This is a genomic window from Bacillus cereus group sp. MG4, assembly GCF_040460055.1.
Taxonomy (GTDB): domain Bacteria; phylum Bacillota; class Bacilli; order Bacillales; family Bacillaceae_G; genus Bacillus_A; species Bacillus_A wiedmannii.
Genome location: NZ_JARVGZ010000001.1, coordinates 1,314,180 through 1,337,238, shown reverse-complemented (window position 1 = coordinate 1,337,238; position 23,059 = coordinate 1,314,180). Strand labels below are relative to the sequence as shown.

Genomic DNA, 23,059 nt, shown 5'->3' with positions numbered 1-23,059 from the left:
CGTTAGTTATAACGGGGGAGATGCTTGTGAAGGATCAAGATAAGTGTAGTAAGTTTCAAGCACCTATTCCTTTTCCGGCGTCAGGTATTACGGGACCAACTGGTCCAACGGGTCCGACAGGAATTCAAGGAGTGCAAGGGGTGCAGGGAGAGATTGGTCCACCTGGTCCAACTGGCTTAACAGGACCACAAGGTGCTCAAGGTAGTCAAGGTCCGATGGGAGAACAAGGTCCACAGGGAATTCAAGGTGTTCAAGGTATTCAAGGCGAAAGGGGTCCGACTGGTCCAACAGGTATTCAAGGGATACAAGGAATACCTGGACCAATGGGAGAAACAGGTCCAACCGGAATACAAGGTATACAAGGAGTGCAAGGAGAAATTGGTCTAACCGGCCCAACCGGAATACAAGGTATACAAGGAGTGCAAGGAGAAATCGGTCCAACTGGAAATACGGGTATACAAGGTGTTCAAGGTAATTTAGGGAGTAGTGGTTTACAAGGGGTAACAGGAATACAAGGCATTCAAGGGCCGATTGGTCCAACTGGTCCAACAGGTTCTCAAGGAATTCAAGGTCCACAAGGGCCAATGGGATCAACAGGGGCAACTGGCGTTCAAGGTTTACAAGGTCCACAAGGTGAGATGGGTCTAACAGGTCCAACAGGTTCTCAGGGGATACAAGGAGTGCAAGGAGTAATAGGACCAACAGGGGCAACTGGCTTGCAAGGGGATCCAGGTTCAACAGGCTCGACAGGTCAGGCGGGAGTAACTGGTCCAACTGGATCTGCAACCGGTCCAACAGGAGCAACTGGTCCAACCGGTCCGCCAGGAGGCCCAACCGGTCCAACCGGACCAGCAGGATCACCGGGGGGTCCAACCGGTCCGACTGGAGCAACTGGGGCAACAGGGGCGACCGGAGCAACAGGAGCGACTGGAATTCAAGGAGTGCAAGGAATACAGGGACCGACAGGGGCAACCGGTTTAACAGGTTTGCAAGGAGTACAGGGACCGATGGGGGCAACTGGTCCAACGGGTGACCAAGGAATTCAAGGTCCACAAGGAGTAATGGGAGCAACCGGTCCAACCGGATTACAGGGTTTACAAGGAGTACAAGGACCGATAGGAGCAACTGGCCCGACCGGTCAACAAGGAGTGCAAGGGGCACAAGGTCCAATTGGGCAGGCAGGCCCGCAAGGAATACAAGGAATACAAGGTGAGCAAGGAGTAATGGGAGCAACTGGACCAACAGGCTTACAAGGTCTGCAAGGAATCCAAGGTCCAATCGGGCAGGCCGGTCCTCAAGGTTTACAAGGAGTGCAAGGGATAAGTGGTATAACAGGTCCAACTGGTCCTCAAGGAATCCAAGGAATTCAAGGTCCACAAGGAGATATAGGTCCAACCGGTGCGACTGGAATACAAGGAGTGCAAGGTCCAGAGGGGCCAACTGGTCCAACGGGTGCAACAGGCCCGCAAGGAATTCAGGGAATACAAGGAATCCAGGGGCCAACTGGTCCACAGGGCATTCAAGGTCTGCAAGGAATACAAGGTCCGATTGGGCAGGCAGGCCCAACTGGACCTCAAGGAATACAAGGAATAACCGGATCAACAGGTCCAACCGGTCTAACAGGGGCAACAGGACCGACGGGAGCAACTGGTCCACAAGGAATCCAAGGAATTCAAGGTCCACAAGGGGTAACGGGGCAGGCGGGAGCAACAGGACCGACGGGAGCAACTGGTCCACAAGGGGTGCAAGGAATCCAAGGTCCACAAGGGATAACGGGGCAGGCGGGAGCGACCGGACCGACGGGAATAACAGGCCCACAAGGAATACAAGGAATCCAAGGTCCACAAGGTGTGACGGGGGCAACCGGCGCAACAGGAGCGACGGGAGTGACTGGTGCGACCGGCCCGACAGGGTTACAAGGGATAAGAGGAGCAACCGGTGCGACTGGTCAGGCGGGAGTGACAGGTCCAACCGGTCCGACGGGAGCAACCGGCGCAACAGGTCCTACTGGATCGTCTGCCATATCAACAGGTGGTGGCTATTTCTTCTCTACCTCAACAAGTACAATTGCAGCAAATGCCAACATCCCAATTAATTCTGGATCAACTGTATATGGAACAGGTGTATCTTTAACTAGTGCTACAACTGTCACAGTATCCACACCAGGAATATATTTAGTAAGCTACTATTTCCAAGGGGACGCGACTGGTGGGAATGAGACAGTATCCGTTAGGTTGCTATTAAATGGAACACAAGTAACAGGGAGTTTCATACAAAATGTGACGACATCAACGGTAGTAATCGAACCAGCCATTTCAAATACACTTCTTGTGAATGTAACGAGTGCCAATTCAACATTAATATTACAAAATGGCCCGTTAGGTGTAGGGCATGTGACGACTATAGCAGGTGCGATTACGGCAAGTTTAAATGTAGTGAGAATACTATAAGGAATATAAAAAACACAAGGAATGTCTGTATAGACACACCTTGTGTTTTTTTCTTTATCTTTTCAGTTGAAAAATATGTTGAAAGAAGTATTTGTGATGTAAGTTATCTACAACTTTATTAGCTTGATATGTGCGATGTTGTTCGAGTCGAAGTCTTTGCTCCATCATTTTTATTGCGTGATCAGATAAACGTAACATTATACATGTCTCCTTTTCTATAAATATAGGTGTCTATTGGTATCGATCCCATATTTATAATTAAGGAGGTACACTGTGTAACATAGGCAAAAAGCACCTTCCTCTCCCATTACGCTTACGAGGTTAGCTGTCGGACTCGGGAAGTGAGAGTTTCCCTACTTAAATAAGATTCGCCCCAAGTAGCATGGCTACAAAAATGGTTCCCCCGCTCCAAAATTTGGACTCAGCAAAAGGATTTATAAAGTAAAGGATAACATAAATAAATTGATGAGTCAAACTATTTTATGTTTTCTGATTTTTTGAGTGAGGTTAAAACCACTCCATCGGGTAATATAATATCATTTATTTTAATAAATCCATGTTTTTTATATAAAGACAGAGCAGGTGTATTTTCTTTCCCTGTTTGTACAATATATGTTTGTGAAGGGGAGAACATGTCAAATACATAAAGGAGTAGTTTTGTGGCGATGCCTTTATGAAAATGATCGGGGGATACTACTAAACGATGAATATCAACTTCCTCTTCATCCATTTTAAAAGAAATAAACCCAGCAAGTGTATCTTCATAAAAATAGCCGTAAAAAATTTCATCACATAATTGAATATCGGCTACAGTATCATAAAGACGAGGAATAGCCGTACTATTTATATATTTTGCTTCAATTTCATAAGCGGGTATTTGAATGTTTAAAATAGAAGTAGCGGTGTTGTGAGAAGTTGTTACTAATTTTTGAATCATAGGGTAAAATCTCCTTGTAAGCTTTATTTTCATAGATTTGACAAGATTTTTCTTTATTGGATATAATAATTATAATAGTTACATAACAATTTAGTATCAAAAAGAAATACACTATAATAGAAATGGAGGACTAAAAATGGGATGGATTATCACATTAATAGTTGGTGCTATTATAGGTGCAATTGCAGGTTCTATAACGGGTAAAAATTTTCCGGGTGGTATGTTTGGAAATATTATCGCAGGTTTGTTAGGTGCTTCATTAGGTGGTAGATTATTTGGATCTTTTGGGCCATCATTTGGTGGGATTCATGTCGTGCCAGCATTATTAGGTGCAATCGTATTAATTCTTATTGTATCATTTGTAGTGAAAGCTGCAAGAAAATAAAGATATAGATAATGATGAAAAGCCCTGAATAAGGGCTTTTCATCATTCGAAGAGGTGGTTTCATTGGAGAAATTAAATATTAGAAAAAGAGATAAGTTGAAAAAGTTTTTTAGAGAACAAAATTATTTAGCGGTGTTACTCGGCTTTGCGTTATTGTTTATTAACATATTACTGCTAACGAAAATTTCTTTTGTGTTTACTCCGTTTATCGTCTTTTTAAAAACAATTTTCTTCCCTGTATTATTAGCGGGTATGCTATTTTATATATTGCATCCATTCGTTTCGCTTTTAGAAAAGAAAGGTGTTTCAAGAATCGTATCAATCGCTTCTATATATATAATAGTACTAGGATTATTTGTATTTTTAGTTGTAACAGTAATCCCGATTATTAAAGATCAAATTGATGCATTAATAGATAACTTACCGTATTTCGGTCATGAAGTTGAACGAGCAGCACGTAGATTCGGGGAAAGTAATTTACTAGGCAAAATTCAAGAGAATTTAAATATTGATGTAGCGAGTATGGTAAAAGACTATACAGTTGATTTTACGAAGTCGCTATCATCAGTAACTGGAAATGTAACTGGATTTTTAAGTACTGTTACAGAGGTCGTTTTAACGTTTGTAATGGTTCCGTTTATATTGTTCTATCTTTTAAAAGATGGTGAACAATTACCGAACCACTTTTTAAAGTTTATTTCAGAGCAAAGACAACCAGCAGCGATGAGAATACTAGATGATATGCATTATGCGATTAGCTCGTATATTAGAGGACAAATTATCGTTAGCTTGTTTATCGGTATTATGCTATTAATCGGTTACCTTATTATTGGTATTAAATATGCGGTATTACTCGCTATTTTGGCAATGATTGTAAATATCGTTCCGTACGTAGGACCAATCATTGCAATTACACCAGCATTAATTATCGCATTTATTGACTCGCCATCAATGGTGTTAAAAGTAATTATTGTAATGATGGTCGTACAATTAGCAGAAGGTAAATTTATTTCTCCGCAAGTTATGGGGAAAAAGCTAGATATTCACCCGATTACTATCATTTTTATTATTTTAACTGCCGGAAATTTATTTGGAATTATGGGGATTATTTTAGCAATTCCAGGATATGCGATATTAAAAGTGTTGGTAACGCATAGTTATAGATTTGTTAAGTTAAATACGTAGGAAAAAGAGTTAAAACAGATAAAACTGTTTTAGCTCTTTTTTATTTATACTCTTGTTATAGTAAACAAATTCACCTTATGCGTAGGCTTTTAATTCAATAATAGGTAGATTGCTTTCCTTTAGTTTGTAGTCAAATATTAAATCGTCCATTCGAAAATTAGCATCTACTTCAAGAGAAATGAAGGTACCCCCGATTTCTACTTGATTTCCGTTCTCATTTTCAAAAGTGAGCGCACCGTCAAATGTTTCTATGTACTCATCGCAGGTGTATAAATATATAGCGATAGGTGTGAAATGTATAATTACCCCTAAAGTATCATCGTTCTTAAATACATCAATCTTAAACGTATCATCCTTTTTAGTAAACCAACCCATGACATCACCTCGTTTTTGTATTACAAATCGATTCTATATATATTGATTATATATCGTTCGGAATAAATTGGTAATAACTATTGTTAAAACTTAATAAAAATAGAAAATTCAGTTTTGAGAGAACGGGAAATGTGATAAACTGTAAAAAATAAAGAAAAGCAATGAAAGAGAAGAGTACATATTCGAAACTTTGCAGAGAGCTGATGCGTGGTGGAAATCAGTAAGGGATGAATATGGAATGGGCTCCGGAGCTTCTAGCTGAAATGAGTAGGCAAAGACGGTTACTTCACGTTAAGAAGTTGAAGTGAGCTATAATGATAGCTAATGAAGGTGGTACCGCGGGAGTCTCTCGTCCTTTTTATAGGATGAGGGGCTCTTTTTATTTTAAGGAAGGAGGAGTTAGGGTGAGCGAAAAAATAATGTTAACAGGAATTAAGCCGACAGGTTATCCTCATTTAGGAAATTATATTGGTGCGATTAAACCTGCATTACAAATGTCAAAAAAGAATGAAGGAAAAGCACTATATTTTATAGCGGATTATCATGCATTAAATGCTGTACATGATCCAGAAAAGTTCAGTAGTTATACGAAAGAGGTAGCAGCCACTTGGTTATCACTTGGACTTGGAGAAGATGTTATTTTTTACCGACAAACAGAAGTGCCGGAGATTCTAGAATTAGCTTGGATATTAGCTTGTCTAACTCCGAAAGGGATTATGAACCGTGCCCATGCATATAAGGCGAAGGTGGAGCAAAATAAAGAAGCAGGTTTAGAGGTAGATGCAGGCGTGAATATGGGATTATATACGTATCCTATTTTAATGGCAGCTGACATATTACTATTTCAAGCTACTCATGTACCTGTCGGAAAAGACCAAATTCAGCATATTGAAATCGCGCGTGATATTGCGACGTATTTTAATCATACATTTGGTATGACATTTACGCTTCCGGAGTATGTCATACAAGAAGAAGGTGCCATTTTACCTGGTCTTGATGGAAGGAAGATGAGTAAAAGTTACGGGAATGTAATCCCATTATTTGCAGAACAAGAAAAACTACGAAAATTAATATTTAAAATCAAAACAGATTCTTCACTTCCAAATGAACCGAAAGAACTAGAAACATTATTTATGATATATAAAGAATTAGCGACAGAAGATGAAATTCAGTCATTACGTGAAAAATATAGGACTGGAATAGGATGGGGCGATGTGAAAAAAGAGTTATTCCGCGTTGTAGACCGTGAGTTAGCAGTACCTCGGGAGAAATATGCAATGTATATGCAGGAGCCAAATTTATTATATGAAGCGTTAGAAAAAGGTGCTGAGCGGGCGCGTGCTATTGCGAAGGTAAATTTAGCGGGAATTAAAAAACGGATTGGGTTTGAGAGGGGACGCTGAGCGTTCCCTTATTTTCCAATATAAATTTTAATTATTTCTTCGTCATTTCGTTAGGTGAAGTAAGTAGTTCACATTTCCTTTCAAAACTTATTAGTTGCACATATTAAAAAGTATGCTAATATAGGGATACTTATTAAATGTGTTTAATAAGTAGGGCTCATTCGATAACAAAGGAGATGATTATATGAAAACAGAGAAAGAAAAGATGTTAGCGGGAGAAATGTATATTGCGGATGATGAAGAATTAGTGGCTGATAGGGTGGAGGCAAAACGTTTAACACGCCTTTATAACGAGGCGATGGAGACAGGAGATGAAAGCCGATTTACCTTGTTAGAGCAGCTTTTAGGTTCTTCAGCTGACGGAAAAACCCACATTAATCCTGATTTTCGTTGTGATTACGGCTACAATATCCATGTTGGAAAGAGCTTTTTCGCAAATTTTAATTGTGTAATTTTAGACGTTTGTGAAGTTCGAATCGGTGATAATTGTATGTTTGCACCTGGTGTCCATATTTATACGGCCACTCATCCTTTACACCCGGTAGAGCGGAATTCTGGCAAAGAATATGGAAAGGCTGTAAAGATTGGTAACAATGTTTGGGTTGGCGGGGGCGCTATTATTAACCCTGGTATTTCAATTGGTGATAATGCTGTAATTGCCTCAGGGGCAGTTGTGACAAAAGATGTACCTAATAATGTAGTTGTTGGTGGTAATCCAGCTAAAGTTATTAAAGCGATAGACGAAACGCGGAGCTAAATAAGGATTGCATGCAGCGGAACTATATCATCTCTATTGCTTTAGAAAATGATGTATGATATATTGTCAACGCAACTTATTAAAAGGGTTTAATAAGTATGCTGATTAAGGTGGTGAGCGATTTGAGTGAACAATTTGCTACTCAAAAATCGATTAAAGAGACGATCCTTCGCGGCATTCGTACAGCTTTACTAGAGCGAGGTAGTGCAACGAAAGTTGAACTTAGTAATACATTAGAAATTAGTTTTCCAACGATAAGTAAATTTATAGAGAGTATGAAACAAGATGGTGAAGTCACTTTAGTCGGTTTAGATGATTCAAGTGGCGGAAGAAGAGCGAAACGATATGCGTATAATCCGGAATATATGTTAGGATTAGCGATATTTTTAGAGAAAAATGAAACAAACTATACCATTTTTAACTGTTTAGGGGAAGTAAAAGAACAAGGAAGTACTTCAAGTGTATTAATGGATACTGGCGTGAATCTATTATCAAAACATATTGAAAATCTTATCGCTACATTCCCGAAAATAAGCTCTATATCAATTGGTGTGCCCGGTTCGGTTGATAATGGTCGTATTTTCTATATTCCTGGATATGAAAAGTTCCAAAATTTCAATTTGAAAGGTCACTTGGAGGATCTGTTTTCAATACCTGTAGTAATAGAAAATGATATGAATGCCGCAGCGCTTGGTTATTATAAAGGCACTGGAAATAACGACAATTCATCTCTTGTATATTTGTATTCAGGTCAAAATGGCCCAGGGGCAGGGATTATGATAAATGGAGATGTAGTGCGAGGAAGCACCTTTTTCTCAGGAGAGATATCTTTCGTTCCGCAGTATGATAATAAAAATTTCTTACAAGCTTTGAGAAGTGAAGATTCGAATAATCCAGAGGAATATAATATAGATGCTATTACTCGTTTAATAGCTACATGTATAGCTATTATTAACCCTCATGCCTTTATCTTCTGTGATGATGAAGTGAATCAATTCGTAATAGAGCAAATTGTAAAAAGTTGTCCGCAGTACATTCCAGCGGAACATATTCCGAAAATAACAGTGAGTAATTGGAAAGAAGATTATTTATTTGGATTGAAAAGCCTTGGACTTGATCTGATGATAACAAGAACAAGCAAAGAAAATTAAATATCAAATTGTTGGTTGAATACTGTAAAAGAAAAGGTGTCGATTATGAAAATTGAGCATGTAGCAATTTGGGTAAATGATTTAGAAGGTATGCGTGATTTCTATAAACAGTACTTTGGTGGTGAAGAAAATAGCTTATATCACAATCCGAAAAAACAGTTTAAATCTTATTTTATAACTTTTGAAGGTGGAGCACGTCTAGAACTTATGAGGCAAGTAGGGATAGACGATAATACACAAACACAAACAATAGGATATGCGCATATTGCTTTTTCTGTAGGTAGTAAAGAAAAAGTGAATGAATTAACCAATACATTAAGAGAAGCAGGATACCCTGTGTTAAACGGCCCACGTACTACAGGGGACGGTTACTATGAAAGTGTAGTAAGTGACCCGGAAGGAAATCAGATTGAGATAACAATCTAACTATTAAGGGGATAATTAGGATTTACAGTGAAATAAAACAATCTCATTTCGCGTTATAATAACGGGAAATGAGGTTGTTTTATTATGTAATGTTTTTTAATTGGAGTGCTGAAACTCCTTAATAATTCTCTCAATAACAGGAGGAAGATTACTAGGTAACTTATCAAGTGAAAAGAAGCGTAATTCTTTCGATTCCGTTTGGTCGCATACAAGCTCACCATCGAATTCTCGGCAAATATAAACAACGAGTACACCGTGTACTTGATCGCCATTTGGATAGATTTGAAAGAAATCTGGTCCTGAGTATGTACGGAATAGTTCTGGATTTTTGATGAAAAGTCCAGTTTCCTCATATACTTCTCGCTTTAAAGCGTCTTCTAACGTTTCGTTATATTCTAAGGCGCCGCCAATAATACCCCAGCGCTTAAAATCTGTACGTAGCTGCAGTAATATTTCATTTTTCTCATTTAATATAATGGCGTGTGAACCTATTAAAATAATTGGATGATTTCCTACTAAATTTCTCATGTCTTCAATATAACCCATGTTATTTCTCCTTGCTTTTAATAATAGTTAGGAAGCTCTTTTAACGTTCTTTCTGTTTTACGTGCTGTATAGGCTAAGTTATGATCATCTTTCGTTCTGAAAAATAATGTGCGTAAAAAGGTTTTAATGTTGGCACATAATATACAATACTCATTAAGCGAAAGGCGTTTTCTAATTTGAGGAAGCCTTTTTATTTTTTTATAAATAATTGAAATTAACTCATCTTGCGGAAAATCATGATATAGCATTGATAGTAACGGTGTAACAATTCGTTCATCTTCATTATTATGAAATAGATCCGATGGGATAAAAATTTTATTTAATAAACAATGAATTAATTCTTCATACCACTCAAAAGTCGTATAGGAATTGTGAACAATTTCAGTAAAGGCATCAGATACGTGGGCAAGACAATGAGCCCATCCTTTATTTTCAATATAGCCTCGAAAATCCGTTTCTAAGTTTGTGTATGTAATGAGTTTGTTTTTTATTTCTTCGATATCCTCTTCTGTAAAAAAATAGTGCGAGTTAGCGAATTGTAGTATTAACGCAAGTAACGAAACCGTGTAAGAACGTGTGAAAACCCCATCTGTATGCGGTGTGTAAATGTCACAATATAAATACTCATCACTTAAACAAGTTTGTAGAAGTAATTTTAGCTGATCATTCATAAGAAATTCATGATGAATGAAATGCGCAAAACATTTATAAATAAGTTGGTAACGAACGTAACTATCAGTCGTTCCGATATACTGAAGCATGTTCAAAGTTAACTCATTTATATTTATATGATGCAGTTGCGTATAGTCATTTTGTTGTATAAGCTCTAACTGTTGTTGCAATGCTGTAATATCCAATGGAGAACCTCCTCCGCACTTTAAAGATGCGATGTTTTCTAGTATTCTATATATTCAAGGACAATCCTGCTCATGCAAGGAGAACAAGTAGAAATTCGAGTATGACATAGATGAGGGAAGTATATGATGACTATAGAACAGTTAGAAAAACATTTTAAAATAAGAAGAAATGCTTCTTCTATAATAATAAAAGAAAATAATGCAGAGCCTTTTACAGAAGAGGAATTAAAGGAAATCATGCAATATTGTGTTGCTGAGGCTGAAAAAGAGGGAATAGAAAACTTACATTTTGAAATTTCTTCAAAAAGCCCAAACTATGATGTGTATAAGAAATGTTTCGAAACGTATTCATTTGAATATGCTACTGAAAACATAATTGTGTTTAAGGATATATATGAAGTAGAGGATGTAGAAAGTGAAATTGATTTTAAGCTTATTGAAGAGATAGGCGAAGACGTTTTTTATTCACTGTGGAATGAAGTGACGGGAGAACAAATCGATTATGATCACTTTGTACATATGATGCTACAAGAAATTGGTGAGCAATGGAAAGAGCATTGTTTAACAGCGAGTGTAGGTGAAGAGCCGATAGGAATTGTAATCCCGCATATTGAGAGTGGTACGTTAGAAGAAGGAAAACTAATGTATTTCGCAGTTGCTCCAAATATGCGAAATAAAGGGTATGAAGCAGCGTTCTTTACAGGGGCAATGTTTGTCTTAAAAGAAATAGGCGCATCTTATTATATTGGCGAGACAAATGTACAAAATGAGTGGATGAAGGATGTTTTTGAAAAGAACGGATGTCAGTTGTTAAGTTGTACTGAGCGATATGTGAGGAAGTGTTAGGATATACTCTGACAATCATCTAGTGAGAATCCATGTGCAAATTTTGAACAAGTAAAAGAACTTTTTGCCTGTTTGTAAGATAAAAAGAAAAATGAGAACGACAAAATAGATATTCCTATAATACAATAGAGAAAGATTCGATTATACGAGAAAGCGTTGGTGAAAGAATGGAGCAGCAAAGAAATTGGTTACAAGCAACTGTAGAAAGAAATGAAGATCATACGTTACAAATAAAGTGGGAAAATAATATAGAAAAAGTTCGCATTTATTGGAGTACTTCACCAGATCATATTGAAGAAAATGGAGAATTACTTGCAACGGTAAATGGAGAATCATCATATACAATTGAAAACCCGAGCGAAAATGAGCGCCCATATTTTAGACTAGTAGGTAGTAATGGACAAGCAGTGACAGTAGCTGAGCGTAGATTGCCATTACAAGGCGCGTTTAACTTCCGTGATATGGGCGGATATGAAACGACTGAAGGCCGTAAAGTAAAATGGGGCAAGTTGTACCGTTCTGAAGAATTAGCAGGACTAACAGAATGGGACATCGACTATTTACAAAAGTCTGGCTTAAAGTTAATTTGTGACTACCGTACAGACTTTGAAGTGAAGCATAAGCCGAATCCAGAGATTACGGGTGCTCGTCAAGTATGCTTACCAGTTATGCAAGACTTGGCGAAAGACTTGAACATAAATGAATTTTTCCAAGTTGGTGATCTTTCTATGTTAGGGAAACCAGGCGAGTATCTTGTGAAAATGAATCAAGATTTCGTAAGTGGTAATGAAGCATTCGTGAGCTTCTTAAACTTAGCGCAAAACCCAGAAAACTTACCGTTAGTAAACCACTGTACAGCTGGAAAAGACCGCACTGGATTCGGATCAGCACTATTATTACTTTTACTAGGTGTACCGGAAAAAACAGTAATGGAAGACTATTTACTAAGTAACGGTTTCCGTGAAAAGCTAAATGAAAAAATGATGGCCTTTTTAGGTGCAAAACTACAAAACGATGAAAGTAGAGCAATATTAGGCGCAATGTTTGAAGCGCGCGCTGAATATTTACAAGCTGCGATTGATGAAGTGAAAAAGCAATACGGTTCAGTTGAAGCGTATGCTGAAAAAGCACTTGGCTTTACGAAAGAGTCGTTAGAAGAAATGAAAGTGTTATTGCTAGAGGATAAATAATGAGGAGGGAGGCTAATTGGATTAGCCTCCTGCTTCTATTATGAAATTTTTCGTTGCCTTATGATTCCTATGACAATTGGAATAACTGTACCAATTAACAATATCGGTAAAAATAATTTTCCAAAACCGCCGCTCCAATTTAAAGCGATTGAAATTGTTTCAAATTGGATGAAAGCAAAAATAAGTAAACAGACATTTTTTAATTGATTAAGCATTTTTCTGCTATTTAAATAAAACAGCGGAGCATTCGATTCATTCAGTCTTTGTGGGTAGTTATGAACTTCTGGAAACTTTTCTAAAGTTTGCATTAAAAGGAGTATGAATGCCCCAATTCCTGGTAGAAGCAAAAGTTGCCACTTTGATCCCCAGCGATCTACAGCCCCATATGCGTTATAATGTGTGGGTACTTCCTCGGGTAATCTTCCCCAAATGATAATCAAAAACATGATTGATCCAAAGAATAATGAATATCCAATGATATCTCCAACCCATTCACTTTTTGTTTTTGGGATTTGTATTTTAGGTCTTCCCCATGAATTTACTATGTCTTTCCGCCCCTTTCTATTCCTGTATTCCCTTTTTAAAAATTGAATTCATTATCCAAATTATCTCAAATTTATAGTATTTTCACAATTAATTATTTTTGAATAACATAATTCGTGTACCTTAAACAACTTTAAGATTGCTGTACATCTACGATTCGTAAAGGGAAAAAGTTCGACTTAAGAGACGATTAATGAGAAAATACAAGTTGTAAATAACGTACTAGTTGAGGAGAGCATTATGAAATATAAAGTTATATTATTCGACGTAGATGATACATTATTAGATTTTCCTGAAACGGAAAGAAACGCATTACATAACGCGTTTGTACAGTTTGGGATGCCTACAGGGTATGATGATTATCTTGCAAGTTATAAAGAGATTAGTAATGGATTATGGAGAGATTTAGAAAATAAAATGATTACGCTAAGTGAATTAGCAGTAGATCGATTTAGACAGTTATTTGCACTTCATAATATAGAAGTAGATGCGCAGCAATTTAGTGATAGATACCTTGAAAACTTAGGAAAAGAAGTACACCTTATAGAAGGTGCAGTGCAATTATGTGAAAATCTACAAGATTGCAAGCTAGGTATTATTACGAATGGATATACGAAGGTGCAACAATCTAGAATCGGAAATTCACCTTTAAGTAACTTCTTTGAACATATTATTATTTCAGAAGAAGTCGGCCATCAAAAACCAGCACGTGAGATTTTTGATTATGCGTTTGAAAAGTTTGGGATTACGGATAAATCAAGCGTACTAATGGTTGGAGATTCCTTAACTTCTGATATGAAAGGCGGAGAAGATTACGGTATTGATACGTGTTGGTATAATCCGAGTTTGAAAGAAAATAAGACAGGTGTTAAGCCGACTTATGAAGTGGAGAGCCTGCTACAAATTTTAGAAATTGTGGAAGTGGCGGAAGAAAAGGTAGTTTCATTTTAATCGTGTTGATATTTGTCGATAAGTCGATATAATTTGAGTTACGATAGATATATCGAAAAAATCGTTGATATATTTTAAGTTACGATAGATATATTTGAAAAATCGTTGATATATTTTAAATTGCTCCGGTCAATATAGGAAAGAGCTGTGTAACAACTAGAGGTGAATAAAGAATGTTAACATTTTTATTTGAGTTAGAAAAAAGTCTCCCGAAGAAGGATGAGCCACGGTATGATGCTTATTCAAAGGGCTTTATCGAAGGAGATGTAACGATTCGCGCGAGTGACAGCGTATTTTTCCAGAAGTCGTGTATGAAGGTCGCGGAGCTCGGTATTTATTTAGGACAATGGATGGAACAAGTGCAACACGGGCAGAATGTACATATGAATTATGAAACGACTGACCGTGATGAAATAATTCTTGGTTTCTCCTATGATGAGGACAATCAGTGGAGGATTTCTTCCAGTTGGCAACAATTTGCACTTCAAGAGCGTATATCCACTACAGCATTAGTAGAGAGCGTTGGGCGTTATTTATATGAGCTAAATAAGGAACTGCGCGCGATAGAATATCCGGTTACGTTTGATCAGTACTTAAGAGGAGAGCGAATGATGCAGCTTTCTTATAAACGACTGTGTGATAGTAAAGCGGATACGACTTCAATAGAGGTTTACAATGGAAGCGAAGAAGTAGGCGCGGTACGGGGTTATTATAAAAATGCGTTGATGAAAGTGCTAGACTTCATTCCGAAAGTCGGTAGTAATATCATTTATGAAATAAAGGATAGTAAGGACAATATTCGCGTCATTGCAAAGGATGTAAGTAGGCAGCGTCAAAGAAGGATTTTAGTAACGTACAAAGATAATCATGATGCAGAGCATGAAATACTTGTATGTGATGGAAAGTTATTAGATGCAAATTTCTTATTTACCTTTACATATAAGGGAGAAGAATTTGTTGTTCACAAAACTTCTTTTGGAATGGGAAAGTTATTACGAAACGGCTATGTAATCGCAGATTGGAATATTCGTCTTGAGGAAGATATGTATTGTATCGAAATGGATGTATATGATGAAGATTATATAGAGGATCAATACTTACTGTTAGGCGTATTTCATGCTGTTTTGTATGGGTGATAAATGAGTAGTACCGGTATTCTTCATGGAAAGAATGCCGGTATTTTTATATGATTTTTTGTCTTCAATTAATCCTCGAAAATAAAAACCTCATCAATTGTACTATGAAGTGCCTTCGCAATATCGTGAGCGAGTTGTAAGGAAGGATTATATTTTCCTTTTTCGAGATGGCTTATCGTTTCACGACGTACACCAACAGTTTTCGCTAAATCTTCTTGTGTCATATTCAATTTGGCGCGGTATTCTTTTATTTTCGTTACGAACGCCATGGTGCATCTTCCATTTCATCAACGGGTTTATCGTAAAAGAACATAGAGAAGCCGAACGTAAGAATGAGTGTGCCGAAAAGAAGAGCGATATCAATCTCTTGTAGCGCCGGGTTTGGAAATAACATTTCAATAAACATAATGATAGCGGTCGTTAGTAATGTAACGATAAATGCATTGCGGCACGATTTATTGACGATTTGTTCAAACAGTTCATCGTGTTGAACTGTTCTATACGATGTGAAAAAGGAGAAGAAACAGAACATAGTAAACAACCCTTTTTCATAAAAAAAGCCGAGGAAACCGAAGAAACCGAGAAAGCCTAAATATTTTATCCAAGTTGTTTTCATAATAGGTCCTCCTTACAATGTTAGAAATAATTCACGTTATGTTATAAATATATCACATATGAAAATGTATAGTAATAATAGTTTTCCAATCCTTTTCATAATAATAGTAAAAAGAGGAAATATACTGCGAAATAAAGAGGATAATATTGTAAAATGGTTGTAAGGAGGGGGAGGAAGGAATGTTAACTTGGATCATGATCGTTGTATTACTTGTAGTGATTACTGTAGTGGCGACGGTGTTAATTGGGCGAAATGGTGATGCGAATTATAGTAAAGCGACAAAAGGGAATATTAAACGGCTGACGATGATTTATATTATATTAGCTGTCGTTTTAATCGTTGGATTAGGCGTTTATATTTATTTTAAAGGTTAAAAAACTGAAAAAATATAAAAATCTAAAAATAGAAGTATGCTATAATATCAATATAGTTATTTGGTAATTAAGGAAAGGATTGGATGGAATGATTGAAATTACGAATGTGTCAAAAAGTTATAATGGGTCTACTTATGCAGTAAAAGATTTAAGTTTATCTGTGCCTAGCGGAGAAATCTTTGGGTTTTTAGGACCGAATGGTGCGGGTAAATCAACGACAATTAAAATGATTACTGGTATTCATGGGGTGGACAAAGGGACGATTACGATTAACGGTAAAGATATTATGAAAAATCCGATGGAAGCGAAAAAGACGTTTGGTTATGTTCCAGATAGCCCAGATATGTTTTTGCGATTAAAGGGAATTGAATATTTAAACTTTATGGCAGATATGTATGAAGTGCCGAAAGAAGTACGTCAAGAACGAATCGAGTCTTTAGCGAAGAAATTTGATCTTTACAATGCGTTATCGGATCAAATTCAAAGTTACTCGCACGGTATGAGACAAAAAATCGTTATTATTGGTGTGCTCGTGCATGAGCCAGATGTATGGATTTTAGATGAACCGTTAACGGGGCTTGATCCGAAATCTGCATATATTTTAAAAGAAATGATGAGAGAACATGCGGATAAAGGAAAGATTGTATTTTTCTCTACACACGTATTAGAAGTAGCGGAAAAAATATGTGACCGCGTTGCGATTATTAATAAGGGAAATCTTCAGTTTAAAGGGAATTTAGATGAAATGAGAGATCATTTTAAATCCAATGAATCACTTGAAAAAATGTTCTTGGAGATGACGGGCAATGAGTAAAATTTGGACGTTAACGAAAGTATTATTGAAATTAAATTATGCAGATTTCATAACAGATAAGAAGAAGCGATGGGCATATGTATTTTCATTTGCAGCTATTTTATTTGTTGGGTTTTTAATATTTGGTTCGATAACGCACGGAATGTATGAGGGTATGAAACAATTAGGGCAAGACCCAGGAATGATTATCGCAATGGGACTTGCGATTGCGAGTATATGGGTATTTTTAATGAGTATTACGAACATTTTAACTGTATTTTACTACAGTAACGACATTGAAATGTTGCTACCATTACCATTAAAACCAGCGCAAATTATTTCGGCAAAATTTTTAACAGTATTAATTACACAATACGTAATGAGTTCATTCATTTTATTACCAATCTTCATTACGTACGGATTAAAAAGTGGCGCATTTATTACATATTACATATATATGATTTTTATTTACTTACTTTTCCCGATTGTGCCGTTAGTATTAGCTTCATTACTGATGACAGTTATTATGAGGTATACGAATATAGCGAAAAATAAAGATCGCGGAAATATATTTATCGGAATCGTAAGTATACTATTTATTGTAGGAATTAATGTATTTTTACAGTGGAAAAATAAAAGTTCGTTTTCTGAAGATGCACTTACGAATTATCTTGCGAACAACGAATCTTCTCTTCTAGTACAAATGACTAATTATTTTCCAACTACATATTTTGGAGCAGTGGCATTAGTAGAAAATGCAAATTGGAAGGGTCCTTTATACGTAATCATCTTTGCACTTATTTCATTTGTGTTCTTTGTGTTGTTTTATTACATTGCAGAGCGTACATATTTAAAAGGGGTAATTGGTCTTTCAACGAGTACAGCAAAAAAAGAGGTTATTTCAGCAGAAGGTTTACAGAAATCAACAGTACAAAGTTCACATTTAAAAGCGTATGTGAAAAAAGAGTTTAAAACGTTATTCCGTACACCGCAGTTTTTCTTAAATTGTATCGTACAAACTTTCGTTATGCCGATTATGTTATTCTTTGTTTTATTCGTGCAAGATGGGAATTTAAAGTGGATTACAGGGTATATTGATAACCCAAAATCAGCAGGACTTGCAATTGGTGTTGGTCTTTGTGCCTCTCTATTTTTAATGGGAAGTAACGTCATCGCAACAACATCATTTTCACGAGATGGAAGTTCATGGTTTGTGAATCGTTATTTACCTGTAAAAGCTTCGGATATCTTTTTTGCAAAAGCGATCACTGCTTGGTTAATTAATGTAATTATTTTAGCGGTATTCGGTATTACGATGGCAGTTGTAGCAGGGATTTCTCCTGTTTTCATGTTACTGTGGTTTTTACTAAGTGCGAACGGATTATTGTTAATTAATTTAATCGGTACACGTTGGGATGCACAAACTGCAGATATACATTGGGATACAGAACAGAAATTATTTAAGAGCCGCTATACAACATTGTGGAATTTTTTAGCTAATATTTTAATAGCTTTAGTTATTGTAGCAGGGGTAAGTTTATTATACTTCTTCCTTCAAGTAGGGCTGTGGGTTATGTTTATTGTTTTATTTGTAATGTTTACGATTGTAAATTATATCTTCATTAAAATTTTAAAATTAGGTGCAGAACGTATACTGTCAAATATTGAATAAAAAGATAGATCCTCTGTATTCGTGCAGGGGATTTATCAATAGATGGAGGAGAAAAGGTGAAGAAAATAGCAATTGTAACAGGGGCAACTCGTCTGAATGGAATTGGTGCAGCTGTATGCAAGGTGCTTGCTCAAAAAGGGATAGACATTTTTTTCACGTACTGGTCTCAGTATGATAAAGCGATGCCGTGGGGAATGCATGACAAAGAGCCCTTTTTGTTGAAAGAGGAGATTGAAAGTTTAGGTGTTCGATGTGAAATGGCAGAAATCAATTTATCGCAGTCGTATTCGCCAAATCGTTTATTTTATATGGTCTCAGAACGTTTAGGTGATCCATCTATTTTAATTAATAATGCAGCGTATGCTGATCATACGGGAATTGAGAAATTAAATGTAGAACAGTTAGATAAACATTATACGGTAAATGTTAGGGCTACTATGTTATTAAGCTCATTATTTATAAAACATTATGCACTGAAAACGAGTGGCAGTATTATTAATCTTACTTCAGGGCAATCATTAGGGCCAATGCCTGATGAACTGGCATACGTAGCGACGAAAGGAGCAATTGAAGCATTTACAAAATCAGTAGCACCAGTTGCGATGGAGAAGGGGATTACAGTGAATGCTGTTGATCCAGGACCGACGAATACAGGATGGATTACAGAGGAGCTGAAGCATCATTTAGTGTGGAAGTTCCCGCAAGGTAAAGTAGGAGAACCGTCAGATGCAGCACGCTTAATTTCTTTTTTAGTAAGTGAAGAAGCAAAATGGATTACGGGGCAAGTCATTCATTCGAACGGTGGTTGCTCATAAATATATTATGTTAACAAATGTTGAGAAACAAAAAAATAAAAGAAAATTTTATTTTTTTGTTTAAATAAAATGTCAAGAAAGATAAAAATTTGATAGGAGAGTATATCGTTATATGAAGATAGTAATTCCTTATGTGACAATATACTCTTTTTCTTTTACTACAGAGAAGAAAAATGAAGTAGAAGAAACTCGAATATTCAAATGGGTTTATCAGTTTTTGTACGTATTATTATGAAGATTACTGTCGGAAAGATGGTAATTCATGTGAAAAGGGATTTTTTAAGGGGAAATCGAATCGTAAAGGGGAGGATAAATAAAGTAAACATAGGGGGATTTATATGAAAATGAAAAAGGTCGCTATCGCATCGATAACAATTGGTACAATGCTTACTATGGCAGCTTGTAGTCCTTCAGCAGATAAAGAGACAGAAAAGAAAGAGCAAGTAACAGCGCAAAATGAAGGAGAAGCAAAAACGACAAGTGCAGATGAAGCGTCAAAAACAACGAAAGATACTGAAAAAGAAACAAATACTTCTTCAAACGAAAAAACAGATAAAGATACAAAAAACACGAAAGAATCATCAGGAACAGAAAGTAACGGTAAAACATCAACTCAAAACGAGAATGTAAAAACAAAAGAAAAAGAGACGACAGGAAAAACGAATGATCAAACGACTAGCGGGAAAACAACAGATCAAAGTACAAGTACAAACTCAGACGGAAAAACAACGAAAGATCCGAAGAAAAACGTAGCTGTCAAAACAAATGTAAAAGAAGTTGCTGCATTAGTTGATAGCTTAGACAAGCAATTAGCTGCTAATCCGAAATTAGATACAGTAAATAAACTTGGAAAACAAATTAATGAAAAGTGGGATGTAATCGAGAAAGAGTTAGAAGCATCACATCCAGCTGAATATAAAACAATCGGGCAAAGTATGTATCCGTTAATTGTGGGAGCGGAGAAAGAAAAGATAGATATTAATAAAATGAAATCATTAACGACGAAAACGAAAAAAGATTTAAATCAGTTATTAACGAAACTTTCGTAGTTTTAAAAGCCTACTTGTATGAGTAGGCTTTTTTGTGTTGAGAGTGTAAGTAAAGTTTATGGGAATCCTAACGAAAAAGGATGGTGATAAAAATGACAATCGATCGTGTTTGTACAATTGGGCCAGCAAGTAATAATAAAGAAATGTTAGCGCAGTTAATAAGCAATGGTATGAAAATAGTACGGTTAAATTTATCACATGGCACGCATGAAAGTCATAAAGATATTATTCGTTTAGTCAAATCGCTAGATGATTCTATTAAAATTTTAGGCGATGTACAAGGTCCTAAAATAAGGTTAGGTGAAGTAAAAGGAGAACAAATTACACTTCAGGCGGGAGATTCTTTTATTTTACATACGCAACCAGTTACAGGGAGCAATAGAGAAGCAAGTGTGGATTATGAAGGAATCGCGAATGATGTGAAAGTTGGCAGTAGAATTTTAATTAATGATGGCGAAGTTGAGTTGATCGTTGAAACAGTAAGTGCGGATAAAATAGAAACAAAGGTCAAAACAGGTGGTAACATCTCATCTCATAAAGGGGTGAACTTACCAGGGGCAATCGTTGGTTTACCAGCTATTACAGAGAAAGATAAAAAAGATATTCAGTTTCTTTTAGAAGAGGATGTTGATTTTATTGCATGTTCTTTCGTAAGAAAACCTAGTCATATAAAAGAAATACGAGATTTTATACAACAATATAAAGAAACATCACCTAATTTAATTGCAAAAATAGAAACGATGGAAGCAATCGAGAATTTTCAAGATATATGTAAAGAAGCAGACGGAATTATGATTGCAAGGGGTGATTTAGGAGTAGAGTTGCCGTATCAATTTATTCCGCTCTTGCAGAAAATGATGATTCAGGAATGTAATCGAACGAATACATATGTTATTACAGCGACACAAATGCTGCAATCTATGGTAGAACATTCTATTCCAACAAGGGCTGAGGTAACTGATGTGTTTCAAGCTGTACTGGACGGAACGAATGCTGTTATGCTTTCTGCTGAAAGTGCATCAGGCGAGCATCCGGTTGAGAGTGTAAAAACATTACGTCTCGTTTCTAAATTCGCTGAGCATGTGAAGAAAGATGGTCCGTTTGTGATGAAAGATGTACTAGAATTGTTGCATAAGTCTTTGGATGCGTGATAAATAAAAAGAGGGCGGATATGCATCCACCCTCGTGTTTTTCATTCTTATTATTCTTGCTCTTGCTCGTCCAAAATTTTATCAAAAGCAGCAGATACTTTATCAAACTCTTCATCATTTTCAATGTATGAAAACTCATTATCTTCTTCTACTTTTAAAAAGAAAATATCAATGTCTTCCTCAGATTCTGTTTGAATGTCTTCTACGAAGGCAACTGCAATATATTCTGCGCCTTCGACATCCATTGCTCCAAGTACTTCTACTTCCTGATCCTCATTATTCTCATCACTGAGAGTAAACACTTCGCCAACTTCAATATCAGACATATCCATTCTCCTCCTGTTCGACTCTAAAAAATAGAGCGCTCAAACTGTATACATACTAACATATCTTTCCATGAAAAATCAATTTCATACATTGGAAAAACAACTGAGTCTTCTTTAGACTACGTATATAGCTATAAGGAGTTTTATTTGTGAGTGCTATATTATGAAATTCATTCTGTTCTTAGCTTGTCTCGTTATATCTCACAGTAACTGCTCAATTGGTGGGTATCAATCACTTGTTCACAAATTCTAATCAACTATTTCCCAAAATAGAGTTGCTGCTGTGGAGATTCGTTGGTTTTTTAATTTTACTATTACAGGCTCTAGATGGAAATCAAATTGTTCCAATTCCAAAAGCGCTGTATGTGTTAAAAATGGTGATGTGTAATCCATTTTTGGAATAATGGATAAGCCTAGCCCTTTACTAACAAGTGCTATAACCATATTTATATCTTTACACTCGATAATGATATTTGGCTGGACTTCATATGTATCAAACGCTTTGAGTAGGTTTTCATTGAAGGAGAGTCCTTCCATTGCTCCGAGCATAATGAATGGGAACTGCGTAATCTTTTTAATTGTCACATGTTGTGATGGAAATGATGGTGCCCAACTTTCAGGGATAATTACAGCGATTGGTTGTTTTTTTAATAATTTCAGCTCATAGTGTTCACTAGTTCCTAATCGTAAAAGTAGGGCAATATCAATTTCTCTTTGTTCTAGTTTTTTTAATAATTCTTCTGAATTTCCTGTTACTATATTTATTTTAACATTAGGGTATTGTGTTCTAAACGTACTAACATAGTCAACGAGCATATTCGAACATGTAGAAGAGACACCGATATTTACAGTTCCGCCTATACCTTGTTCAATTTCTTGAATTTGCTGCTTTACATCTTGAACTTGCATTAGCATTTGTGTGGCATATTCGTATAGTATTTCACCGGTTTCTGTAAGCTCCCATTTTTGACGATATCGATGAATTAAAGTTGTGCCAAGATCAGTTTCGAGCTTTTTTAATAATTGACTAAGTGGTGGTTGCGCGATATGGAGCACTTCTGCTGCTTTCGAAATACTTCCTTGTTTCACAATTTCTTTAAAGTAATATAATTGCCTGAAATCCAT

General features: G+C 36.4%; 27 protein-coding genes, 1 riboswitch and 1 other annotated feature. Of the genes, 17 read left to right on the top strand and 10 right to left on the bottom strand.

The window, feature by feature from the left end; genetic code table 11:
- The first annotated feature begins 20 nt into the window (after positions 1-20).
- Entirely contained in the window at positions 21-2,450 is a 2,430-nt protein-coding gene (locus tag QCI41_RS07070; RefSeq protein ID WP_353837816.1) for a BC_3345 family exosporium-associated protein, read from the top strand.
- Positions 2,451-2,504: 54 nt separating this feature from the next.
- Here the strand turns inward: QCI41_RS07070 and QCI41_RS07065 are convergent, their stop codons facing one another.
- Together QCI41_RS07065 and QCI41_RS07060 are read right to left on the bottom strand one after the other, a co-directional pair.
- Entirely contained in the window at positions 2,505-2,648 is a 144-nt protein-coding gene (locus tag QCI41_RS07065) for a hypothetical protein (protein ID WP_353837817.1), read from the bottom strand.
- 96 nt (positions 2,649-2,744) lie between these two features.
- Positions 2,745-2,887, bottom strand: a riboswitch (cyclic di-AMP (ydaO/yuaA leader).
- A gap of 38 nt (positions 2,888-2,925) precedes the next feature.
- On the bottom strand, positions 2,926-3,387 hold the full coding sequence (locus tag QCI41_RS07060; RefSeq protein WP_060487765.1) for a GNAT family N-acetyltransferase: 462 nt from the start codon (positions 3,385-3,387) through the stop codon (positions 2,926-2,928).
- 136 nt (positions 3,388-3,523) lie between these two features.
- Here QCI41_RS07060 and QCI41_RS07055 point away from each other — a divergent pair, with 136 nt between their 5' ends.
- Positions 3,524-3,772 (top strand): GlsB/YeaQ/YmgE family stress response membrane protein, encoded by a 249-nt coding sequence (locus QCI41_RS07055; protein WP_000539721.1) that lies wholly within the window; start codon positions 3,524-3,526, stop codon positions 3,770-3,772.
- Between the two features lie 63 nt (positions 3,773-3,835).
- A complete protein-coding gene (locus QCI41_RS07050) occupies positions 3,836-4,957 on the top strand; it encodes an AI-2E family transporter (RefSeq protein ID WP_353837818.1) in 1,122 nt (373 codons plus the stop codon).
- Positions 4,958-5,032: 75 nt separating this feature from the next.
- On the opposite strand, the gene QCI41_RS07045 is transcribed toward QCI41_RS07050, so the two are convergent.
- Positions 5,033-5,332 (bottom strand): hypothetical protein, encoded by a 300-nt coding sequence (locus tag QCI41_RS07045; RefSeq protein ID WP_088092301.1) that lies wholly within the window; start codon positions 5,330-5,332, stop codon positions 5,033-5,035.
- Between the two features lie 152 nt (positions 5,333-5,484).
- Positions 5,485-5,692, top strand: a binding site (T-box leader).
- 5 nt (positions 5,693-5,697) lie between these two features.
- On the opposite strand from QCI41_RS07045, the gene QCI41_RS07040 reads away from it, so the two are divergent.
- The 4 genes from QCI41_RS07040 to QCI41_RS07025 all read left to right on the top strand — a co-directional run bounded on the left by QCI41_RS07040 (position 5,698) and on the right by QCI41_RS07025 (position 9,069).
- Positions 5,698-6,735: a tryptophan--tRNA ligase gene (locus QCI41_RS07040; protein WP_353837819.1), complete on the top strand. Its 1,038-nt coding sequence runs from the start codon at positions 5,698-5,700 to the stop codon at positions 6,733-6,735.
- Positions 6,736-6,919: 184 nt separating this feature from the next.
- Positions 6,920-7,492, top strand: a complete 573-nt coding sequence (locus QCI41_RS07035; protein ID WP_353837820.1) for a maltose O-acetyltransferase — start codon at positions 6,920-6,922, stop codon at positions 7,490-7,492.
- 122 nt (positions 7,493-7,614) lie between these two features.
- Positions 7,615-8,643 (top strand): ROK family transcriptional regulator, encoded by a 1,029-nt coding sequence (locus QCI41_RS07030; RefSeq protein WP_353837821.1) that lies wholly within the window; start codon positions 7,615-7,617, stop codon positions 8,641-8,643.
- 45 nt (positions 8,644-8,688) lie between these two features.
- A complete protein-coding gene (locus tag QCI41_RS07025; RefSeq protein ID WP_353837822.1) occupies positions 8,689-9,069 on the top strand; it encodes a VOC family protein in 381 nt (126 codons plus the stop codon).
- Between the two features lie 96 nt (positions 9,070-9,165).
- Here the strand turns inward: QCI41_RS07025 and QCI41_RS07020 are convergent, their stop codons facing one another.
- Both QCI41_RS07020 and QCI41_RS07015 read right to left on the bottom strand, forming a co-directional pair.
- On the bottom strand, positions 9,166-9,615 hold the full coding sequence (locus QCI41_RS07020; protein WP_353837823.1) for an NUDIX hydrolase: 450 nt from the start codon (positions 9,613-9,615) through the stop codon (positions 9,166-9,168).
- Between the two features lie 17 nt (positions 9,616-9,632).
- On the bottom strand, positions 9,633-10,472 hold the full coding sequence (locus QCI41_RS07015) for a DUF2785 domain-containing protein (RefSeq protein WP_353837825.1): 840 nt from the start codon (positions 10,470-10,472) through the stop codon (positions 9,633-9,635).
- A gap of 123 nt (positions 10,473-10,595) precedes the next feature.
- On the opposite strand from QCI41_RS07015, the gene QCI41_RS07010 reads away from it, so the two are divergent.
- Positions 10,596-11,318 (top strand): GNAT family N-acetyltransferase, encoded by a 723-nt coding sequence (locus QCI41_RS07010; protein ID WP_353837826.1) that lies wholly within the window; start codon positions 10,596-10,598, stop codon positions 11,316-11,318.
- A 167-nt stretch (positions 11,319-11,485) separates the two neighbouring features.
- On the top strand, positions 11,486-12,508 hold the full coding sequence (locus tag QCI41_RS07005; RefSeq protein WP_353837827.1) for a tyrosine-protein phosphatase: 1,023 nt from the start codon (positions 11,486-11,488) through the stop codon (positions 12,506-12,508).
- Between the two features lie 38 nt (positions 12,509-12,546).
- On the opposite strand, the gene QCI41_RS07000 is transcribed toward QCI41_RS07005, so the two are convergent.
- The gene (locus QCI41_RS07000) at positions 12,547-13,020 is read right to left on the bottom strand and encodes a DUF1648 domain-containing protein (protein ID WP_483299067.1); all 474 of its coding nucleotides are present in this window, start codon (positions 13,018-13,020) and stop codon (positions 12,547-12,549) included.
- A gap of 271 nt (positions 13,021-13,291) precedes the next feature.
- Here QCI41_RS07000 and QCI41_RS06995 point away from each other — a divergent pair, with 271 nt between their 5' ends.
- Both QCI41_RS06995 and QCI41_RS06990 read left to right on the top strand, forming a co-directional pair.
- Entirely contained in the window at positions 13,292-14,002 is a 711-nt protein-coding gene (locus QCI41_RS06995) for a YjjG family noncanonical pyrimidine nucleotidase (protein WP_353837829.1), read from the top strand.
- A 173-nt stretch (positions 14,003-14,175) separates the two neighbouring features.
- Positions 14,176-15,138: a tubby C-terminal domain-like protein gene (locus tag QCI41_RS06990; protein WP_353837830.1), complete on the top strand. Its 963-nt coding sequence runs from the start codon at positions 14,176-14,178 to the stop codon at positions 15,136-15,138.
- A gap of 68 nt (positions 15,139-15,206) precedes the next feature.
- Here the strand turns inward: QCI41_RS06990 and QCI41_RS06985 are convergent, their stop codons facing one another.
- Together QCI41_RS06985 and QCI41_RS06980 are read right to left on the bottom strand one after the other, a co-directional pair.
- Positions 15,207-15,407: a helix-turn-helix transcriptional regulator gene (locus QCI41_RS06985; protein WP_000896309.1), complete on the bottom strand. Its 201-nt coding sequence runs from the start codon at positions 15,405-15,407 to the stop codon at positions 15,207-15,209.
- On the bottom strand, positions 15,395-15,754 hold the full coding sequence (locus QCI41_RS06980) for a DUF3796 domain-containing protein (RefSeq protein ID WP_046954754.1): 360 nt from the start codon (positions 15,752-15,754) through the stop codon (positions 15,395-15,397). Before QCI41_RS06980 ends, QCI41_RS06985 begins: the two co-directional genes overlap by 13 nt.
- Positions 15,755-15,933: 179 nt before the next feature.
- Here QCI41_RS06980 and QCI41_RS06975 point away from each other — a divergent pair, with 179 nt between their 5' ends.
- The 6 genes from QCI41_RS06975 to QCI41_RS06950 all read left to right on the top strand — a co-directional run bounded on the left by QCI41_RS06975 (position 15,934) and on the right by QCI41_RS06950 (position 21,608).
- Positions 15,934-16,128, top strand: a complete 195-nt coding sequence (locus QCI41_RS06975) for a hypothetical protein (RefSeq protein ID WP_000958865.1) — start codon at positions 15,934-15,936, stop codon at positions 16,126-16,128.
- Between the two features lie 88 nt (positions 16,129-16,216).
- Positions 16,217-16,942 (top strand): ABC transporter ATP-binding protein, encoded by a 726-nt coding sequence (locus QCI41_RS06970; protein WP_000570199.1) that lies wholly within the window; start codon positions 16,217-16,219, stop codon positions 16,940-16,942.
- Positions 16,935-18,593 (top strand): putative ABC transporter permease subunit, encoded by a 1,659-nt coding sequence (locus tag QCI41_RS06965; protein WP_353837832.1) that lies wholly within the window; start codon positions 16,935-16,937, stop codon positions 18,591-18,593. The genes QCI41_RS06970 and QCI41_RS06965 overlap by 8 nt, the downstream gene beginning before the upstream one ends.
- A gap of 56 nt (positions 18,594-18,649) precedes the next feature.
- Positions 18,650-19,408 (top strand): SDR family oxidoreductase, encoded by a 759-nt coding sequence (locus tag QCI41_RS06960; protein WP_353837833.1) that lies wholly within the window; start codon positions 18,650-18,652, stop codon positions 19,406-19,408.
- A gap of 338 nt (positions 19,409-19,746) precedes the next feature.
- Positions 19,747-20,457, top strand: coding sequence for a hypothetical protein (locus QCI41_RS06955; protein ID WP_215561811.1), 711 nt, complete (start codon positions 19,747-19,749; stop codon positions 20,455-20,457).
- An 80-nt stretch (positions 20,458-20,537) separates the two neighbouring features.
- Positions 20,538-21,608 carry a pyruvate kinase gene (locus tag QCI41_RS06950; protein ID WP_353837834.1) on the top strand — a complete coding sequence of 357 codons (1,071 nt, stop codon included), beginning with the start codon at positions 20,538-20,540 and terminating at the stop codon, positions 21,606-21,608.
- A 50-nt stretch (positions 21,609-21,658) separates the two neighbouring features.
- Here the strand turns inward: QCI41_RS06950 and QCI41_RS06945 are convergent, their stop codons facing one another.
- A complete protein-coding gene (locus QCI41_RS06945) occupies positions 21,659-21,940 on the bottom strand; it encodes a DUF1292 domain-containing protein (RefSeq protein WP_002008111.1) in 282 nt (93 codons plus the stop codon).
- Positions 21,941-22,183: 243 nt separating this feature from the next.
- Positions 22,184-23,059: a LysR family transcriptional regulator gene (locus QCI41_RS06940; protein ID WP_353837835.1), complete on the bottom strand. Its 876-nt coding sequence runs from the start codon at positions 23,057-23,059 to the stop codon at positions 22,184-22,186.

Bases quoted from the DNA above. Each gene is read 5' to 3' on its own strand.
- QCI41_RS07065 (WP_353837817.1), bottom strand. From the start codon at position 2,648: ATGTTACGTTTATCTGATCACGCAATAAAAATGATGGAGCAAAGACTT.
- QCI41_RS06985 (WP_000896309.1), bottom strand. From the start codon at position 15,407: ATGGCGTTCGTAACGAAAATAAAAGAATACCGCGCCAAATTGAATATG.
- QCI41_RS07010 (WP_353837826.1), top strand. From the start codon at position 10,596: ATGATGACTATAGAACAGTTAGAAAAACATTTTAAAATAAGAAGAAAT.
- QCI41_RS07070 (WP_353837816.1), top strand. From the start codon at position 21: ATGCTTGTGAAGGATCAAGATAAGTGTAGTAAGTTTCAAGCACCTATT.
- QCI41_RS06970 (WP_000570199.1), top strand. From the start codon at position 16,217: ATGATTGAAATTACGAATGTGTCAAAAAGTTATAATGGGTCTACTTAT.
- QCI41_RS06950 (WP_353837834.1), top strand. From the start codon at position 20,538: ATGGTGATAAAAATGACAATCGATCGTGTTTGTACAATTGGGCCAGCA.
- QCI41_RS06990 (WP_353837830.1), top strand. From the start codon at position 14,176: ATGTTAACATTTTTATTTGAGTTAGAAAAAAGTCTCCCGAAGAAGGAT.
- QCI41_RS07040 (WP_353837819.1), top strand. From the start codon at position 5,698: ATGAGGGGCTCTTTTTATTTTAAGGAAGGAGGAGTTAGGGTGAGCGAA.
- QCI41_RS07025 (WP_353837822.1), top strand. From the start codon at position 8,689: ATGAAAATTGAGCATGTAGCAATTTGGGTAAATGATTTAGAAGGTATG.
- QCI41_RS07060 (WP_060487765.1), bottom strand. From the start codon at position 3,387: ATGATTCAAAAATTAGTAACAACTTCTCACAACACCGCTACTTCTATT.
- QCI41_RS06955 (WP_215561811.1), top strand. From the start codon at position 19,747: ATGAAAATGAAAAAGGTCGCTATCGCATCGATAACAATTGGTACAATG.
- QCI41_RS06995 (WP_353837829.1), top strand. From the start codon at position 13,292: ATGAAATATAAAGTTATATTATTCGACGTAGATGATACATTATTAGAT.
- QCI41_RS06975 (WP_000958865.1), top strand. From the start codon at position 15,934: ATGTTAACTTGGATCATGATCGTTGTATTACTTGTAGTGATTACTGTA.
- QCI41_RS07020 (WP_353837823.1), bottom strand. From the start codon at position 9,615: ATGGGTTATATTGAAGACATGAGAAATTTAGTAGGAAATCATCCAATT.
- QCI41_RS06940 (WP_353837835.1), bottom strand. From the start codon at position 23,059: ATGGATTTCAGGCAATTATATTACTTTAAAGAAATTGTGAAACAAGGA.
- QCI41_RS07045 (WP_088092301.1), bottom strand. From the start codon at position 5,332: ATGGGTTGGTTTACTAAAAAGGATGATACGTTTAAGATTGATGTATTT.
- QCI41_RS07055 (WP_000539721.1), top strand. From the start codon at position 3,524: ATGGGATGGATTATCACATTAATAGTTGGTGCTATTATAGGTGCAATT.
- QCI41_RS06965 (WP_353837832.1), top strand. From the start codon at position 16,935: ATGAGTAAAATTTGGACGTTAACGAAAGTATTATTGAAATTAAATTAT.
- QCI41_RS07035 (WP_353837820.1), top strand. From the start codon at position 6,920: ATGAAAACAGAGAAAGAAAAGATGTTAGCGGGAGAAATGTATATTGCG.
- QCI41_RS06980 (WP_046954754.1), bottom strand. From the start codon at position 15,754: ATGAAAACAACTTGGATAAAATATTTAGGCTTTCTCGGTTTCTTCGGT.
- QCI41_RS06945 (WP_002008111.1), bottom strand. From the start codon at position 21,940: ATGGATATGTCTGATATTGAAGTTGGCGAAGTGTTTACTCTCAGTGAT.
- QCI41_RS07005 (WP_353837827.1), top strand. From the start codon at position 11,486: ATGGAGCAGCAAAGAAATTGGTTACAAGCAACTGTAGAAAGAAATGAA.